The sequence below is a fragment of the Microbacterium sp. PF5 genome (assembly GCF_004794315.1).
GTDB classification, from domain to species: domain Bacteria; phylum Actinomycetota; class Actinomycetes; order Actinomycetales; family Microbacteriaceae; genus Microbacterium; species Microbacterium sufflavum.
Window position 1 is genome coordinate 1 of the sequence record NZ_SSDQ01000049.1, and the last position, 14890, is coordinate 14890.

Sequence of the window (14890 nt, forward strand, 5' to 3'; positions counted from 1 at the left end):
GTCGACCGGCACCGTCGCCGCCGCTGCGGTCGTGAAGCGGGCAACGCTCCCCGCGACCCCGCCGGCGAGCGAGGGCATCGACGTCGACGAGCAGAACCTCGCCGCGCTCGCGTCCGGGCAGCCGGCCACCGTGACCGCCTCCGGGTTCCGCCCCAACGAGGAGGGCATCAAGGTCGTGGTGTACTCCACGCCCGTGCTGCTCGACACCGTGACCGCCGATGCCTCGGGTGTCGCGACCTGGTCGGGCGCCCTGCCCGCCGCGCTCGAGGACGGCGCGCACACGCTCACGTTCCAGGGATCGGTCGACCGCGGTCTCGCGTTCACCCTCGCTCGCGCGACCGCCGCGATCGGCACGTGCACGGTCGAGGGGGCGACGCTGAACTGGGGGTACAAGGAGTCGTTCCGCACCTACATCGAGGGCATTGCGAAGGGTGGCTGGACCCTGACCGACGTGGCCTACCGCTACCCCGACTTCGTGTGGGAGAACGGTGCGGGCTCGCTCGACGGCACCGCGCTCACCGGGCTCGTCACCTACGGCGGCAGCATCGCGTTCACGGGTCACGACGGTGCGCTGAACACCACGCTCGGGAACGCCAGGGTCGAGCTCGCGGGCGACACCGGCTACCTGGTGTTCGACGTGACCGGCACCACGCAGGCCGGGGAGAGCGTCGACCAGCAGGGCGTGCGACTCGCGGAGTTCCCGCTCGCGGACGCCGCGGTCGTCGACGGCGCGCTCCGGCTGGACGCGGTGGCCACGACGCTCACCGAGGCGGGGGCCGCGGCCTTCGGCACGTATCAGGCGGGGGAGCAGCTCGACCCGGTGACCGCCGTGATCCCCGTCGACACCGCGTGCGGCACGGCCGTGGCGGAGGAGCCGGAGGCGGACGCGGGGGCGAGCGCGGCGGTCACCGCGGTGACGGAGCCGGCCGACACGGAGGGTGCACCGGTCTGGCCGTGGATCGTCGGCGGCCTCGTCGTCGTGGCGCTCGCCGCCGGAGGAGGCGTGCTGATCGCCCGCCGCAGCCGCACGGCACAGGCCGAGCCGGAGACCACCGAGGGCTGAGCCGCGGACGCACCCGCCCTCTCCCGGACGACCCGGGGGAGGGCGGGTGCGCAGGGGGCCGGGTGCCCGACCCGCCCGGACGGTGGGACAATGGAGACATGGCCCCCCAGGATTCCCACCAGACCGTCGAAGCGACCGTGCGCCGTGTGCCGCGGTACGGCGTGCTCATGGGCATCGGGGTCGTGCTCGGGGTCGTCGTCGCGGGCGTCCTCACGATGATGGGCAGCTACGACGAGTCGCAGGCGCTCGACGTGGTGTATCCCCCCGGTCAGGTGTTCGGGTTCCTGCTGCTGTGGACCGTGCCGTTCGGTCTCGCGCTCGGCGGGGTCGCCGGGCTCGTGCTGGAGCGGGTCGCGAGGCGCCACGACCGCGTGGTGAAGGTCGACCGCGAGACCGTCGTCGACGGCGAGGACTGAGCTCAGGCCAGCTCGGCGATCACGGGCCGGATGGCCGCGTCGAACGCCACCACGTCACGCCGCAGGCCGTCGGTCACCGCGACCGACAGTGCCCCGATCCACCAGATGCCCCGCTGTGACAGCGGGAGCACCTGCACGTTCAGCTCGAACGAGTGGGCGCGCCGACCGATCTCCCGCTCGAACTCCGCGATCGCGCTCGCATAGGCGCGGTAGGCGTCGCCGCCGGTGTGGCTGGTCATGGCGCCGACGTAGCGGTCGTGCGCCGCGTGGGCGAAGCGCAGGGCAGTCGCGGCGTGCGGCCGGATCGCCGCGGCGAGCTCGTCGGCCCCGGTCGCGGGCAGCGCGACGAGCGTCTCGAACCCGTCGATGAGCTCGAGCGGCACCCCGGAGTGATGCGCCCGTGGCTCGACCGTCATGTCCCAGTAGTCGCGCCACTGCGCCTCGATGGCGGGCGAGGCGTCCACGGCATCCGGCGCTCGCACGGGGAGCTCCCGGAGGGTGGGCAGGTTCTCCGGCGCGCGGATGCCCAGCAGTTGCCGCAGGGCGAGCGCGACCAGCACGGGGACGCTCGCGTCCTCGCGGATGAGCCACTGCGGCTTGTCGGCCATGCGCCCATCGTAGGGGGCGGTGCACCGGGCTCGGCGTCCTCGCAAGGTAAACCCCTGGACGAGCCGCGTCAACCCTCGCCGTGATACCCGGAGGGGGGAGTAGACCTGCCTGCACGTCGGCGGCCGTCGGCGCGGAGTCGAGAGGAAGAACGATGTCGCAGAGCAATGCACAGGGTGTCGCCGGCGGCGGCACGGACGAGTCGCCGGGGACCGTGAAGACCGCCGCGCACGAGGCGGCCGGGGTCGCCGGTACCGCGAAGGATGAGGCGGCGGGGGTCGTCGAGACCGCGAAGGCCGAGGCCGGCGCTGTGGCGCACGAGGCGAAGGACCAGATCCGCGACCTGTACCACCAGACCACGGCCGAGCTGTCGGAGCAGGCGGCGATCCAGCAGCGTCGCGTCGCGGACGGGCTGCGGTCGGTCGGCGGAGAGCTCGGCTCGATGGCGCAGAACGCCGAGGGCGGGGTCGCGGCGGATCTGGTCCGTCAGGCCTCCACCCGTATCCAGGGCATCGCCGGCTGGATCGGCGACCGTGACCCGGGGTCGCTGCTGACCGAGGTGAAGTCGTACGCGCGGGCCAAGCCGGGCACGTTCATCGCGGTCGCCGCCGTGGCCGGACTCGTCGTGGGACGCCTGACCCGGGCGCTGTCCGAGGGGGCGGCGGAGTCGGGTTCCGGCACGTCGACGCCGACCGCGGGCGCGGCCTCCACCACCGCGGTACCGGGGGCGACCGCCTCCGGGCTCTCGGGAGCGGGGGCCACTCCGAACCTCGACCCGGCGGCGACGACGCCGGCGGCGGTTCCCGGTTCCACGAGCGCGGGCGTGGGCGCGGGTGCCGGTGTCGGTGCAGCCGGAGCCACGGAGACGGGCGGCAGCACCACGCTCGGCCAGCCGCCGCTGCCGACCGACGGCACGGTGCCCGGCGCCCCCGATGGGATGAGCGGCATCGATGCGGGTACCGCGCCGTGGGGTGTGACCCGTGACGAGGACCGCGGCGACACCCCGCTCTACGACAGGACGGACGCGGCCAACCGCGCACCGGGTGACGAGGAGCGACCATGACCGACGCCACCCCGACGCCTTCGGAGCAGAAGGCGGAGACCACCTCATTGGGCGACCTGCTCAGCGAGGTCACGAGCGACCTGTCCACGCTGATGCGACAGGAGCTGGAACTCGCGAAGGCCGAACTCAAGCAGTCCGCGACGCGGGCCGGCCGCGGAGCGGGCATGCTCGGCGGGGCGGGCTACGGCGCGATGATGGCCGTCTTCTTCCTCTCCGTCGCGCTGTGGTGGGGTCTCGGCTACTACGTGACCGGTCTCGGCTGGTCGGCCGTGATCGTCGCGGTCATCTGGGCGCTGGTCGCCCTGGTCCTGTTCCTGGCGGGACGCACGCAGTTGAAGAGCATCGAGGGGGCGCCGCGCACGGTGGACAGCCTCAAGCGGATCCCCGATGCCGTGAAGAGGAATGAGGAGAACAAATGAGCGATTCACCCGACGCGATCCGCGCGGACATCGAGCGGACCAGGGCGGAGTTCGGCAGGGACGTCGACGCGCTCGCCGACAAGGTCACCCCCTCGAAGGTCGTGCACCGGCAGACGCAGAAGATGAAGGGTGCCGCGCGCTCCGTGGTCGACCGCGTCATGGGCGTGGCCGACGACGCGGGCAGTCACGTGGGCGACGCGTCGTCCTCGGTGGCGGATGCCGGCCGGCACGCCGTGGCGAAGGCGCAGGGCAACCCGCTCGCGGTGGGGCTCATGGCCTTCGCCGCCGGGCTCGTCGTCGCCGCCGTCATCCCGTCCTCCACGAAGGAGAAGGAGCTGGCGGGCGAGCTGAAGGAGAAGGCCCAGCCGCTGGTCGACGAGGTCACCGAGGTCGCGAAGACCGTGGGCGAGGATCTCAAGGAGCCGGCGCAGGAGGCGTTCGCGGCCGTGAAAGACGAGGCCGCCGGTGCCGCCGAGCACATCCGCGATGACGCGACCCACGCGGTGGACGAGGTCAAGGGCAGTGCGCAGGACGCCCGCGACACCGTCACCGGAAGCTGATCGGCGAGCGCTCCCCGGGGGTCCGATGCCGCGGCACGGCACCGGACCCCCGGGCTCTGTAGCCGGTCGGGGGCTCCGGGCGCAAGCCCGTTCTCCGACCGGCTCCCTCATGACAGGGTCATGATCATGAAACTCGTCTCCTACGCCGGGCAGCAGGTCGTCACGACGGACGACGTGGCGGACGCCCTGGTCACCCTGGCCGCCTCCCTCGCCAGCGAGGGCGAGTCCGCGGCCGTGCAGATCCCGATCCACGTGGACGGGGAGAAGGACAGCGCCGACCTGATCGTCGGCGTCGGGAACGACCTCCTGGTCGGTCCGCAGTCGTCGAACGGCGACGACCCGGACTTCTCCGCGGACGCGGCAGCCCTGCGCGAGCACCGTTTCTACCCGAAGCCGACGGCCGAGGACGGGGATGTCGACGACGACGGACTGCCGGCGATCGACCTCGACCTGGACCGCGGAGTCTGACGTGTCGCATCCGCAGACGCTCGACGTGCCCGAGGAGGGCGCCGCGCACACACCGTCGAAGGCGCTGTGGGCGTCGGTCGCGGACGGGTTCTACGTGGGCAGCCACGCCGGAGCCTTCCTCGGCTACGTCGACCGCCAGCCCGGGGGCCTGTGGCGCGCCTTCGACTCCGCCTCACAGATCATCGGCGACTTCACCGACCATCACACGGCCATCGCCGCGGTGACCGAGGCCATGACGGACGACACCGCTGCAGGGGGACACCTCGGATGACGATCGACCACGCGCTGCTCTCGCTCGTCTACTGCAGCACCGCCACCCGCGCGTTCGACGACGACGAGCTCGAGGCCCTGCTCGCCTCGAGCCGCGCGGCGAACCAGGCGCGGGAGATCACCGGTCTCCTGCTGTACCGCGAGGGCGAGTTCGTGCAGATCCTCGAGGGCGAGGAGGGCGTGGTCGAGGCGCTCATGACCCGCATCTCCGAGGATCCGCGTCACCACGACGTGCGGGTGCTCCTGCGCGAACCGCTGCACGAGCGCCGGTTCGCGGACTGGACGATGGGGTATCAGCCGATGGTGGCCGCCGAGCCGCGCCTGGCCGAGGGGTACCGCGACTCGTTCGACGATCTGCGCGTCGGCGACCACGACATGATCGGCCGGGCGCTCATGGAGCTCACGATGTGGTTCCGCGTGCGGCAGGCCGCGCAGCGGGCCGAGGCTCTGGAGATCCGGTAGGGCTGCGGGCGGTAGGCTGTTCGAGTGGCTGCCTCCCCCACCAACCCCTATTCCGAAGCCGGTGTCGATACCGCTGCCGGCGATCTCGCGGTCGAGCTGATGAAGTCGTCCGTGCGCGCGACGCACGGACCCGAAGTGCTCGGCGGCGTCGGCGGTTTCGCGGGCCTCTTCGACGCGAGCGCGCTGCGCGACTTCCGGCGTCCGCTGCTGGCGACCAGCACCGACGGCGTCGGCACCAAGGTCGCGATCGCGCAGGCCATCGACAAGCACGACACGATCGGGCAGGACCTGGTCGGCATGGTCGTCGACGACATCGTCGTGGTGGGTGCGAAGCCCCTCTTCATGACCGACTACATCGCGTGCGGCAAGGTCGTGCCCGAGCGCATCGCCGACATCGTCCGCGGCATCGCCGGGGCGTGCGCGGCCACCGGCACCGCGCTGGTCGGTGGCGAGACGGCCGAGCACCCCGGACTTCTCGGACCGCGCGACTACGACGTGGCGGGAGCCGCGACCGGCGTGGTCGAGGCGGATGCGATCCTCGGCGCCGAGCGCGTGCAGGACGGTGATGCGGTGATCGCGGTCGCCTCCAGCGGCCTGCACTCCAACGGCTACTCGCTCGTGCGTCACATCATCACGGGCGCCGGCATCTCGTACGCCGACACCGCCGCCGACTTCGGCACCACGTGGGGTGAGGCCCTGCTGGAGCCCACCCGCCTGTACACGCTGCCGCTGCTGCGCCTGATCGAGCAGCTCGCGGGCGGCGTGCACGCCCTGAGTCACGTGACCGGCGGCGGCATCGCGGCGAACCTCGCGCGCGTGCTCCCGCAGGGCAGCTGGGCCGAGGTCGACCGCGGCACGTGGTCGCCCAGCCCGGTGTTCCGCGTGCTGAGCGACATCGCCGGGTCGACGCTGGAGTCGGCCGAGGGCACCTGGAACCTGGGCGTCGGCTTCCTCGCGGTGGTCGCCGGCGACAAGAAAGACGCGGCGATCGCGGCGCTGGACGCCGAGGGCATGCCCGCGTGGCAGGTCGGCGCCGTCGGCTTCGGCCCGCGGCCGACCGGCGAGTTCGAGCAGGGCGCCAAGGGCGTCGACGGTGGAGCGGTGCGCCTGGTGGGCGCCTACGCGGACGGAGCGAAGTAACACCCCATGTGCGGCATCGTCGGAATGGTGGGGACAGCCCCGGTCAATCAGGACATCTACGACGCGCTCCTGCTGCTGCAGCATCGCGGGCAGGACGCGACGGGCATCGCCACGGCGGAGGCCAACGGCGTGATGCACAACGCGAAGGCGCAGGGCATGGTGCGCGAGGCGTTCCGCACCCGCGACATGCGCGCGCTGCTCGGCAACGTCGGCCTCGGCCACGTGCGCTACGCCACCAAGGGCACCGCGTCGAGCGAGGAGGAGATGCAGCCGTTCTACGTGAACGCGCCGTACGGCATCATCCTCATCCACAACGGCAACCTCACCAACACCCGTGAGCTCACGGCCGAGATGGCGAAGCGCGACCGCCGTCACCTGAACTCGTCGAGCGACACCGAGCTGCTGCTCAATGTGCTCGCGGGCGAGCTGCAGGCCACCACGTCGACGGTCGACCTCGACCCGGAGCGCATCTTCGAGGCGGTCGCCCGCACCCACGAGCGCATCGAGGGCGCGTATGCGGTGATCGCGGTGATCGCGGGCTACGGTCTGCTGGCGTTCCGCGACCCGTTCGGCATCCGGCCGCTGATCCTGGGCCGCCGTCCGTCGACCGTGCCCGGCGCGGAGGGACGCGACGAGTGGGTCGTCGCGAGCGAGTCGCTGGTGCTGGAGAACGCCGACTACGAGGTCGTGCGCGAGGTCGAGCCCGGCGAGGCCGTGTTCATCACGAACGACGGCGAGCTGTTCACGCGGCAGTGCGCCACGGAGACGCATCTCGCGCCGTGCGCGTTCGAGTACGTGTACCTCGCCCGCCCCGACTCGATCATGAACGGCATCTCGGTCTACGAGTCGCGCCTGCGCATGGGCGACAAGCTGGCCGACACGATCGCCAAGCACGTGCCGATGGACAAGATCGACGTGGTCATGCCCATCCCCGACTCCTCGCGCCCGGCCGCGATGGAGGTGGCCCGCAAGCTCGGCATCGAGTACCGCGAGGGCTTCTACAAGAACCGCTATGTGGGCCGCACGTTCATCATGCCGGGGCAGGCGGTGCGCAAGAAGAGCGTGCGCCAGAAGCTCAACGCGATGTCGGCCGAGTTCCAGGGCAAGAACGTGCTGCTGATCGACGACTCGATCGTGCGCGGCACCACGTCGAAGGAGATCATCCAGATGGCCCGCGACGCCGGCGCCTCCTCGGTGACCTTCGCCTCGGCGGCCCCGCCCGTGCGGCACCCGCACGTGTACGGCATCAACATGCCGTCGCGGCACGAGCTGATCGCGCACGGCCGCACGATCCCCGAGATCGCGGAGGAGCTGGGCTGCGACCACCTGGTGTACCAGGAGGTCGACGACCTGAAGGCCGCGATCACCGAGGGCTCCGTGCTGGAGGATCTCGACATGAGCTGCTTCGACGGCCGATACGTCACCGGCACCGTCACCGACGAATACCTCGCCTGGGTGGAGGGGTCGCAGACCTCATGACGGCGCCGAGCGCGCGGCCGCTCTGGAAGGGTCGGGCTCTCGCGCTGGTCGGGATCGTGCTGGTCGCGTTCTCGCTGCGGTCCGCGGTCGCCTCGCTGTCTCCCGTGCTCGACCACGTCGCGGAGGACTTCCCGGTCTCGTCCGTGATCGTGGGGCTGATCGGGGCGGCGCCGCCGGTGTGCTTCGCGCTGTTCGGCCTGCTGACGCCGCTGTTCGAGCGTCGGTTCGGCCTGGAGCGGATGGCCGTCGTGGCGATCGTGCTGATGGCGGCCGGGATGCTGCTGCGCGGTCTGGCCCCGGACTCGTGGAGCCTGCTCGCGGCGACGGCCGTGGTGTTCGCGGGGGTCGGTTCGGGCAACGTGCTGCTGCCGCCGCTGGTGAAGAAGTACTTCGCCGACCGTCTCGGCGTCATGATGACCGCGTACTCGACCACGCTCGCGGTCTCCACGTTCCTGCCGCCGCTGGTCGCGGTGCCCGTGGCCGACTCGCTCGGCTGGCGCATCTCCCTCGGCATGTGGGGCGTGGTGGCGGCGCTGGCGCTCGTGCCCTGGGTCACGCTGCTGGTGCGCACGCGCGGGGAGCGCGATCGTCCGATGCCCACCGAGCTCCTGACGCCCGACCCGACCGACGGCGTGGACGATGTGCGCGACGCGGTCGCCGCCTCGACCGGACCGATCACGACCCAGTCGGCGAGCCCGCGCGTGTTCGGGCGGCTCTGGCGGCTGCCGCTGGCGTGGGCCCTCGCGCTCGTGTTCGGCACCTCGTCGACCATGGCGTACGTGGCGTTCGCGTGGCTGCCGACGATCCTGGTCGACCTGGGTGGCGTCAGCCCGGCGACCGCGGGCTTCCTGCTGTCGCTGTTCGCTCTGGTCGGGCTGCCCTGCTCGATGCTGGTGCCCGTGCTCGTGGTGCGGTTCCAGGCGACGCGGCCGCTGTTCCTGGTGGCGGTCGCGGCCGGACTGGTGGGGCTGCTCGGGCTGCTGCTCCTGCCGACCGTGGCGCTGCCGCTGTGGGTGGCGATCTTCGGCCTCACGGCCATCATGTTCCCGCTGAGCCTGGTGCTGCTGAGCATCCGTGCGCGCACGCCCGAGAGCGCCGTCGCGCTGAGCGGCTTCGTGCAGAGCATCGGCTATGCGATCGCGGCTGTCTTCCCGCTGCTGGTGGGGCTGCTGCACGAGACGACCGGCGGGTGGCAGGTGCCGCTGCTGGTCGTCGCCGCGGTGCTCGTGGTGTCGATCCCCGCGGGTATCGTCGCCGGTCGCCGCCGCACGATCGAAGACGAGTGGGAGCGCCGGCACGGCCACTGGTGACGCCGCTAGCGGATCGGCACCGAGGTCCCGTGGGAGACCCCCTCGTAGAAGTAGGTAGCGATGCCGATCGCCGCGAACGTCACCAGGACGAGGGCGAGAATGACGCCGGCTGCGATGAGGACGACCGCTTCTGATCGAGGCGGCCGCCGTGTGAGGCGATGGATCACCAGGATGAGCAAGGCGCCTTCGATGAGAAAGGCCCAGGGGCTGAAGAGGCCGAGAAGAGCGCCAGCCGCCGCCCCGGCCAAGATCCACCAGTGCAATCGCGCGCGCTCCATGATGTAAAACTTTACTGCTCGTGAGTCCTCGTCCCCGCCCTGGGAAACCCGCAGGGCTCTGACGCGTCGGCTGGTCTGCGCGAGCCGGCGTCAGCACAGGGAAGCGGAGGAGCGGGGCGAAGGGGTAATCTAACGTGTTACCTCTCGTTGTGCAGCGCGGTCTGTGGCCGCCGGAAAGCGGTGTGCCCGATGGACATGACATCACCATCCCGAGTCAGGACCGGTGCGGCGACCCCGCATCCGGACGAACCCGGTGAGCGCTTCCTCAGCATCTCCAGCGTCGTCATCGCGGTCGTCTCCCTCGTGTGCGGCTTCGCCCTGTTCCCGCCGCTGGTCGGGGTGATCGCCGGGCTCCTCGGTCGGCAGCGCGAGCCGCGCGGAGATGCGATCGCGGCGTGGGGCATCGCGCTCAACCTCGTGGTCCTGCTCGGCTGGGTGGTGCTGCTGGCGGTGCTCGTGCTCACCGGCACCCTGACCGCGCTTCTGCATCCGTAACGGCCCGGACACGACGAAACACCCGCACGAGGTGCGGGTGTTTCGAACCGGGAGGCTAGGCCTTCTCTAGTTCGTCTTCGTCTTCGTCCGCGTACTCATCGGCCCACTTGTCGACGTAGGCGTCTTCGTCGGAGTCGCTCGAATGCCCGAGCTCGCGCTCCAGCGCCGAGTAGTTCACCGACGGACTGTACGCCTTGAGTTCGCGGGCGATCTTTGTGTGTTTCGCCTTCTGACGGCCACGGCCCATGCCTGAGACCCCCTCACGAGTTAAGCTGCGGGCAGACGGGCGCCCGAGTCATTCACGACACCGGCTCGCGGCCGGTAAGAGTAGCATTCAGAATAGCATGCGGGGAACACGCCCTGGCCGATGCCGGGCCGCCGAAGGGAGCGATCTTCATGACCGACAGCACCTCGAACCCCTCCGATGAGGCCACGCAGAACGCAGCGCTGCAGAAGGCGGTGATCGTCGGCATCCAGGTGGATCAGGATCCGCGCGTGCTCGACGAGGCCGTCCGCTTCGCCCGCCTGCTGAACGCGCCGCTGGTGGTCGCGCACGTCGACGTCACCCGCTTCGTGACCTACGAGGACCCCGACGGCTACGTGCACTCGGCGCCGATCGACATCAACTTCGACGCGGGAGCGGCGGAGTTCGAAGCGGTCGAGGCCGCCGCTGCCACCCAGCTGCGCGACCGCGGCATCACCTGGACCGCCCGTCAGCTCGTCGGCGATCCGGCGCTGGCGATCAAGCAGCTCGCGAACAAGCTCGATGCGCAGTTGATCGTGGTCGGCACGCGCAAGCGCGGCCTCGGCGAGTCCATCCGGGAGTTCTTCACCGGCTCGGTGGCGGCACGTCTCACGCATCGCCAGCATCGCTCGGTGCTCGTGGTGCCGCTGGGCGAGCTCGTGCCCGACGACCAGAAGGAGATCTGGCCCGAGTAGTCGGACAGACGCGAGAGGGCCCCGTCGACCATTGTCGACGGGGCCCTCTCGCGTCAGCCCGTGTGGATGACGATGCCGCGTGCCGGTGCGAGGGGGCGCTCCGGCGGGGATGCCGTTGCCGCGGTCGTGGGCGCCGGGAGCTGCGGAGCGGACCGATCCGCCGCCGGTGTCGGACGCGCGGGCGGGTCCACCGGCGGCGGGGTGTTCACGATCCCGACCGGCTCAGGCCCGCGGTGACGCCACGCGCGGCCTCGTCGAGGGCGTTCTCGAGCTCGGTGACGATCGTCGCGGGGAGCAGCCCGCCCTTCGCCACGTGCGTGCGCAGGTCGGTGCGGACGCGTGCCCGGAACGCGTTGATGATCGCATCGGCGCGGTGGAGCTCGTCGCGGCTCGTGAGGCGCGCGTCGTCGGTCTCCGTCCGGGGGCGGCTCTTCGCCGCGGCCCTGTCGTCCTTCGCCGCGGTCGCGAGGTCGGCCCGCAGGCTCTTCATCGCCTCCTGCACGCTCTGGCGCACCTCGTTCGCGATCAGGCGCACCGAGTCGGTGATGCCCGCCTCGATACCCGCGAGGTCGGCCTCGCGCGAGGCGAGCTCGGCGCGTCCGGCCTCGGTGATCGCGTAGATCGTGGTGCGGCCGTCGACGGTCTTGGTCACGAGGCCCTCCTCTTCCAGCTTCGCGAGGCGCGGGTAGATGGTCCCGGCGCTGGGCGTGTAGGTGCCGCCCGTGCGATCGGTGAGCGACTGGATGATGCCGTAGCCGTGCTGCGGCGACTCGGCCAGCAGCGACAGCAGGTACAGCCGCAGGTCGCCGTGCGAGAAGACCGCGGGAGTCATGCTTCCTCCCATTCGGGGTCGTCGGCGATCGAGGCCGGAGTGCGGCGCAGCACCGTGACCCCGCCGGAGACGGAGTTGGCGCGCAGGTCGACGAAGCGCCCGGCGAGCTCGCCCGTGGTGCCGGTGTAATTGCTCGGACCGGACGAGCTGCGCTCGACGCCGTCGATCAGGAGGCGGCCGCTGAGCGAGCGGATCACGTAGTTCGCGGCGAGCGACTCGTCGAGGCGCACGGTGGTGCCGCCCGACACCGAGTTGACGGTGATGGTGTTCACGTCGCCCGCGGCGTCGATCGTCGTGGAGCCGGAGACGATGTCGACGACCGCCTTGCGCACGGTGCCGGTCACCGCGACGTCGCCCGAGACGCTGTTGGCGTTGATGGAGCCGGTGAGGCCGCGCACCTGCACGTCGCCGGAGACGGAGTTGACGCTGAGGTCGCCGATGAGTGTGTCGACGATGATGTCGCCCGAGACGGTGTTGAGGCGGGCGTCGTTGCGGATGCCGGAGACGAGGGCGCCGGCGCTGACGACGCCGAGGGTGAGGGCGATTGACCGGGGGACGGCGACGCTGACCTCGGCGCGCGGGCCGCCCGAGCCGAAGTTGCGGAACACCTCGAGGAAGTTGTCCCAGCCGAGCTGCGGGTGGTCGATCTCGACCTCGCCGTCGTGGGACTCGATGCGGAGGTCCTTCGTGGTGACGCCGTGCACCTCGATGCGGATGCCCGGTTCGTCGTGGGCGATGACGTCGACCTGTCCGCCGACCAGGCCGATCTTGAGCCGGGTGGCCGATTCGATGTCGATGACGCGTTCCTCGCCGGGGGCGATGAGCCACTTCTCGGTCATGTGCTTCTCCTTGAGTCGGAATCACGATATATCGTGTGTTCCTCAGTGAACACGATATATCTCGATGTGTCAAGGGTGACCGCCCAGCCCGCTTGACATTGACGTTGCGTCAACTTCTACCGTGGAGACATCACACCGAGAGGAGGAGACATGACGAAGGCGGACTGGTCGATCCAGGAGATCGCACGGCTCGCGGGCACCACGAGCAGGACGCTGCGTCACTACGACGACATCGGCCTGCTCCCGCCCTCGCGCATCGCCGCGAACGGCTACCGGCACTACGACGGCGAGGCGCTCGTGCGGCTGCAGCGCATCCTGCTGCTGCGCGAGCTCGGACTCGGACTGCCGCAGATCGCCGACGTGCTGGGCGCCGACGCCGCACCGACCGAGGCCGCAGCCCTCGAGACCCACCTCGCGCTGCTGCGCGCGGAGCAGAACCGGCTGGCGCGGCAGATCGCGTCGGTCGAATCCACCATCACGGCATTGAGAGGAGGTGAGAACCTCATGGCAGAGAACATGTTCGACGGCTTCGACCACACCCAGTACAAGGAGGAGGTCGAGGAGCGCTGGGGTCGTCAGGCCTACGCCGACAGCGACCGCTGGTGGCGCGGGATGACCGACGCCGAGCGCGCCGACTGGCAGCAGCGCGTGTCCGACCTCGGACGCGACTGGGTCGCCACGGCCGAGAGCGGTGCCGACCCCGCGTCCCCCGAGGCGCAGGAGCTCGCGCGACGTCACGTCGAGTGGCTCACGGGCATCCCCGGCACACCCGCCGCGGCGCCCGGCGGCGACGTGAAGGCGTACGTGACCGGGCTCGGCGAGATGTACGTCGCCGACCCGCGCTTCGGCGCGAACTACGCCACCTCGGACGGCGGCACCCGCGGCGCCGAGTTCGTGCGCGACGCCCTCCGCATCTACGCGGACAGCAACCTCTAACGGGTCCGGCCCGTCGCCCCGCTCCCGTCACCGGGAGCGGGGCGACAGGCACAGGCTCAGCCGGACGCCGAGCCGAGGTGACGGGCGAAGAAGCGAGCGGCGTCCTCCGCGGCGAAGGCCGGAACACCGGTGTGGCCGCCGAGGTTCGCCTGGAGAGTCTTCTCCGCCGAGGCGAACGCATCGAACAGCTCGAGCGCCATCCCGCGGTCGTTGCCCTCGTCGTCCCATTGCAGGAGCACGTGCACGGGGATCGTGATCCGTCGGGCCTCGGCGAAGGTCGCGCGCGGCACGTAGCTCCCGGCGAACAGGCCCGCGGCGACGATCCGCGGGTCGACAGCGGCCAGGCGCGTCGCGACCGCGATCACCCCGCCCGAGATCCCGACGCGCTCGCCGATCTCCGGCAGCGCGAGCACCGCGTCCATGGTCCGCTGCCACTCGGGCACCGCCGCGTCGACGAGCGGCAGGATCAGCCGATCGATCAGCTCGTCGCTTGGCGCGCGCGCTTCGTCGAGTGCGCGGACCAGGTCTGCGCGGGCCTCGGCGGCACCGGCGAGCGGTGTGCGCTCGCCCGCACCGGGAAGCTCGATCGCGACGGCGGCGAACCCCTGCGCGGCACACGCCCGCGCCCGGCCGGTGAGACGGGAGCGCATTCGCTGCAGGCCGAAGCCGCCGGGCTGGCCCAGCAGGACGAGCGGAACGGGGGTGTCGGGAGAGGCGGAGACGGGGGTCCAGAGCACGCCGGGGACGCCCCCGACGACGAACTCGCGTTCGATGACGCCGTCGCTGAGACGCGGCGCCGAGGTGAAGTGCATGGTCATGGTCGTACCTTTCGGGAATGCGGCAGAACTGCGGCACTCCCGGGCGACCTATCGCCCGACCGCGACTCCTCGGAGGAGCACCGACGTCGTTGTGAACACGGACACCACCTCCTCGCCTCGGGCACGGGATCCCAGGCTACCGCGCGGTCGAGGGCGGCCGCCGTACCGAATCCGGACGGCGGCGCGCAAGGGGGCGCTCCGCGGCGACGCCCGGGCGTAGGGTCGGGTCATGGTCCACCGACGTCGGCGCTCGAACGCCGCGCCGCTGTTCGTCGCCGCGGCCGCCGCCTACACGGCGAACTGCGCCCTCGGCGCCTCGGTCGCCCTCCGCCTGGTCGACACCCGGAACTTCCGGTGGCTGCACCACGCGCTCTACATCGCCACCTGCGCGACCGCGGCGCTCGCCGCCAGCGCCGGGCTGTGGGGCGAGCCGCGTCGCCCCACGCGGACTGCGCGATCGTGATGCCGGTGGCCACGATGCCGGCGATGTCGGCCGA

At 71.3% G+C, this 14890-nt stretch carries 21 protein-coding genes; 15 read left to right on the forward strand and 6 right to left on the reverse strand.

All coding sequences use genetic code 11. The features are described 5' to 3' along the window. Window positions 1-1063 (forward strand): HtaA domain-containing protein (locus tag DW297_RS02805; protein ID WP_205828213.1); only part of this gene is annotated, 1063 nt, incomplete at its 5' end. 98 nt (window positions 1064-1161) lie between these two features. Next, window positions 1162-1479, forward strand: a complete 318-nt coding sequence (locus tag DW297_RS02810) for a potassium transporter Trk (protein WP_136029158.1) — start codon at window positions 1162-1164, stop codon at window positions 1477-1479. A gap of 2 nt (window positions 1480-1481) precedes the next feature. Here DW297_RS02810 and DW297_RS02815 read toward each other — a convergent pair whose 3' ends face one another. Continuing rightward, entirely contained in the window at window positions 1482-2087 is a 606-nt protein-coding gene (locus DW297_RS02815) for a zinc-binding alcohol dehydrogenase (RefSeq protein ID WP_136029160.1), read from the reverse strand. A gap of 152 nt (window positions 2088-2239) precedes the next feature. On the opposite strand from DW297_RS02815, the gene DW297_RS02820 reads away from it, so the two are divergent. The 9 genes from DW297_RS02820 to DW297_RS02860 all read left to right on the forward strand — a co-directional run bounded on the left by DW297_RS02820 (window position 2240) and on the right by DW297_RS02860 (window position 9256). After that, window positions 2240-3148, forward strand: a complete 909-nt coding sequence (locus tag DW297_RS02820; protein WP_136029162.1) for a hypothetical protein — start codon at window positions 2240-2242, stop codon at window positions 3146-3148. Further along, window positions 3145-3567: a phage holin family protein gene (locus DW297_RS02825; protein ID WP_136029164.1), complete on the forward strand. Its 423-nt coding sequence runs from the start codon at window positions 3145-3147 to the stop codon at window positions 3565-3567. The genes DW297_RS02820 and DW297_RS02825 overlap by 4 nt, the downstream gene beginning before the upstream one ends. After that, window positions 3564-4127, forward strand: a complete 564-nt coding sequence (locus tag DW297_RS02830) for a DUF3618 domain-containing protein (RefSeq protein WP_136029167.1) — start codon at window positions 3564-3566, stop codon at window positions 4125-4127. Before DW297_RS02825 ends, DW297_RS02830 begins: the two co-directional genes overlap by 4 nt. A gap of 126 nt (window positions 4128-4253) precedes the next feature. After that, complete coding sequence (locus tag DW297_RS02835) at window positions 4254-4595, forward strand: hypothetical protein (RefSeq protein WP_136029170.1); 342 nt, start codon at window positions 4254-4256, stop codon at window positions 4593-4595. 1 nt (window position 4596) lies between these two features. Then, the gene (locus DW297_RS02840) at window positions 4597-4866 is read left to right on the forward strand and encodes a hypothetical protein (RefSeq protein ID WP_136029172.1); all 270 of its coding nucleotides are present in this window, start codon (window positions 4597-4599) and stop codon (window positions 4864-4866) included. Beyond that, window positions 4863-5327, forward strand: coding sequence for a BLUF domain-containing protein (locus DW297_RS02845; RefSeq protein WP_205812864.1), 465 nt, complete (start codon window positions 4863-4865; stop codon window positions 5325-5327). Before DW297_RS02840 ends, DW297_RS02845 begins: the two co-directional genes overlap by 4 nt. A 24-nt stretch (window positions 5328-5351) precedes the next feature. Beyond that, complete coding sequence (gene purM, locus DW297_RS02850; protein WP_136029174.1) at window positions 5352-6467, forward strand: phosphoribosylformylglycinamidine cyclo-ligase; 1116 nt, start codon at window positions 5352-5354, stop codon at window positions 6465-6467. 6 nt (window positions 6468-6473) lie between these two features. Continuing rightward, window positions 6474-7946 (forward strand): amidophosphoribosyltransferase, encoded by a 1473-nt coding sequence (purF, locus tag DW297_RS02855; RefSeq protein ID WP_136029176.1) that lies wholly within the window; start codon window positions 6474-6476, stop codon window positions 7944-7946. Beyond that, window positions 7943-9256 (forward strand): MFS transporter, encoded by a 1314-nt coding sequence (locus DW297_RS02860; protein WP_136029178.1) that lies wholly within the window; start codon window positions 7943-7945, stop codon window positions 9254-9256. Before purF ends, DW297_RS02860 begins: the two co-directional genes overlap by 4 nt. A gap of 5 nt (window positions 9257-9261) precedes the next feature. On the opposite strand, the gene DW297_RS02865 is transcribed toward DW297_RS02860, so the two are convergent. Beyond that, complete coding sequence (locus tag DW297_RS02865; RefSeq protein ID WP_136029180.1) at window positions 9262-9534, reverse strand: hypothetical protein; 273 nt, start codon at window positions 9532-9534, stop codon at window positions 9262-9264. A gap of 195 nt (window positions 9535-9729) precedes the next feature. Between DW297_RS02865 and DW297_RS02870 the strand changes: the two genes are divergently transcribed. Next, on the forward strand, window positions 9730-10029 hold the full coding sequence (locus tag DW297_RS02870) for a hypothetical protein (RefSeq protein ID WP_136029181.1): 300 nt from the start codon (window positions 9730-9732) through the stop codon (window positions 10027-10029). A 55-nt stretch (window positions 10030-10084) separates the two neighbouring features. Here DW297_RS02870 and DW297_RS02875 read toward each other — a convergent pair whose 3' ends face one another. Continuing rightward, window positions 10085-10276: a DUF3073 domain-containing protein gene (locus DW297_RS02875; RefSeq protein WP_136029183.1), complete on the reverse strand. Its 192-nt coding sequence runs from the start codon at window positions 10274-10276 to the stop codon at window positions 10085-10087. Window positions 10277-10425: 149 nt separating this feature from the next. Between DW297_RS02875 and DW297_RS02880 the strand changes: the two genes are divergently transcribed. Beyond that, the gene (locus tag DW297_RS02880; protein WP_136029185.1) at window positions 10426-10968 is read left to right on the forward strand and encodes a universal stress protein; all 543 of its coding nucleotides are present in this window, start codon (window positions 10426-10428) and stop codon (window positions 10966-10968) included. Between the two features lie 205 nt (window positions 10969-11173). Here DW297_RS02880 and DW297_RS02885 read toward each other — a convergent pair whose 3' ends face one another. Both DW297_RS02885 and DW297_RS02890 read right to left on the reverse strand, forming a co-directional pair. Continuing rightward, window positions 11174-11800, reverse strand: coding sequence for a PadR family transcriptional regulator (locus tag DW297_RS02885; protein ID WP_136029187.1), 627 nt, complete (start codon window positions 11798-11800; stop codon window positions 11174-11176). Then, window positions 11797-12639 carry a DUF4097 family beta strand repeat-containing protein gene (locus tag DW297_RS02890; RefSeq protein WP_136029189.1) on the reverse strand — a complete coding sequence of 281 codons (843 nt, stop codon included), beginning with the start codon at window positions 12637-12639 and terminating at the stop codon, window positions 11797-11799. The genes DW297_RS02885 and DW297_RS02890 overlap by 4 nt, the downstream gene beginning before the upstream one ends. 150 nt (window positions 12640-12789) lie before the next feature. Here DW297_RS02890 and DW297_RS02895 point away from each other — a divergent pair, with 150 nt between their 5' ends. Then, window positions 12790-13575 (forward strand): MerR family transcriptional regulator, encoded by a 786-nt coding sequence (locus DW297_RS02895; protein ID WP_136029191.1) that lies wholly within the window; start codon window positions 12790-12792, stop codon window positions 13573-13575. A gap of 56 nt (window positions 13576-13631) precedes the next feature. Here the strand turns inward: DW297_RS02895 and DW297_RS02900 are convergent, their stop codons facing one another. Then, the gene (locus DW297_RS02900) at window positions 13632-14393 is read right to left on the reverse strand and encodes a dienelactone hydrolase family protein (protein WP_136029193.1); all 762 of its coding nucleotides are present in this window, start codon (window positions 14391-14393) and stop codon (window positions 13632-13634) included. A 229-nt stretch (window positions 14394-14622) separates the two neighbouring features. Here DW297_RS02900 and DW297_RS02905 point away from each other — a divergent pair, with 229 nt between their 5' ends. Beyond that, the gene (locus DW297_RS02905) at window positions 14623-14856 is read left to right on the forward strand and encodes a hypothetical protein (RefSeq protein ID WP_240744498.1); all 234 of its coding nucleotides are present in this window, start codon (window positions 14623-14625) and stop codon (window positions 14854-14856) included. Window positions 14857-14890 lie beyond the last annotated feature (34 nt).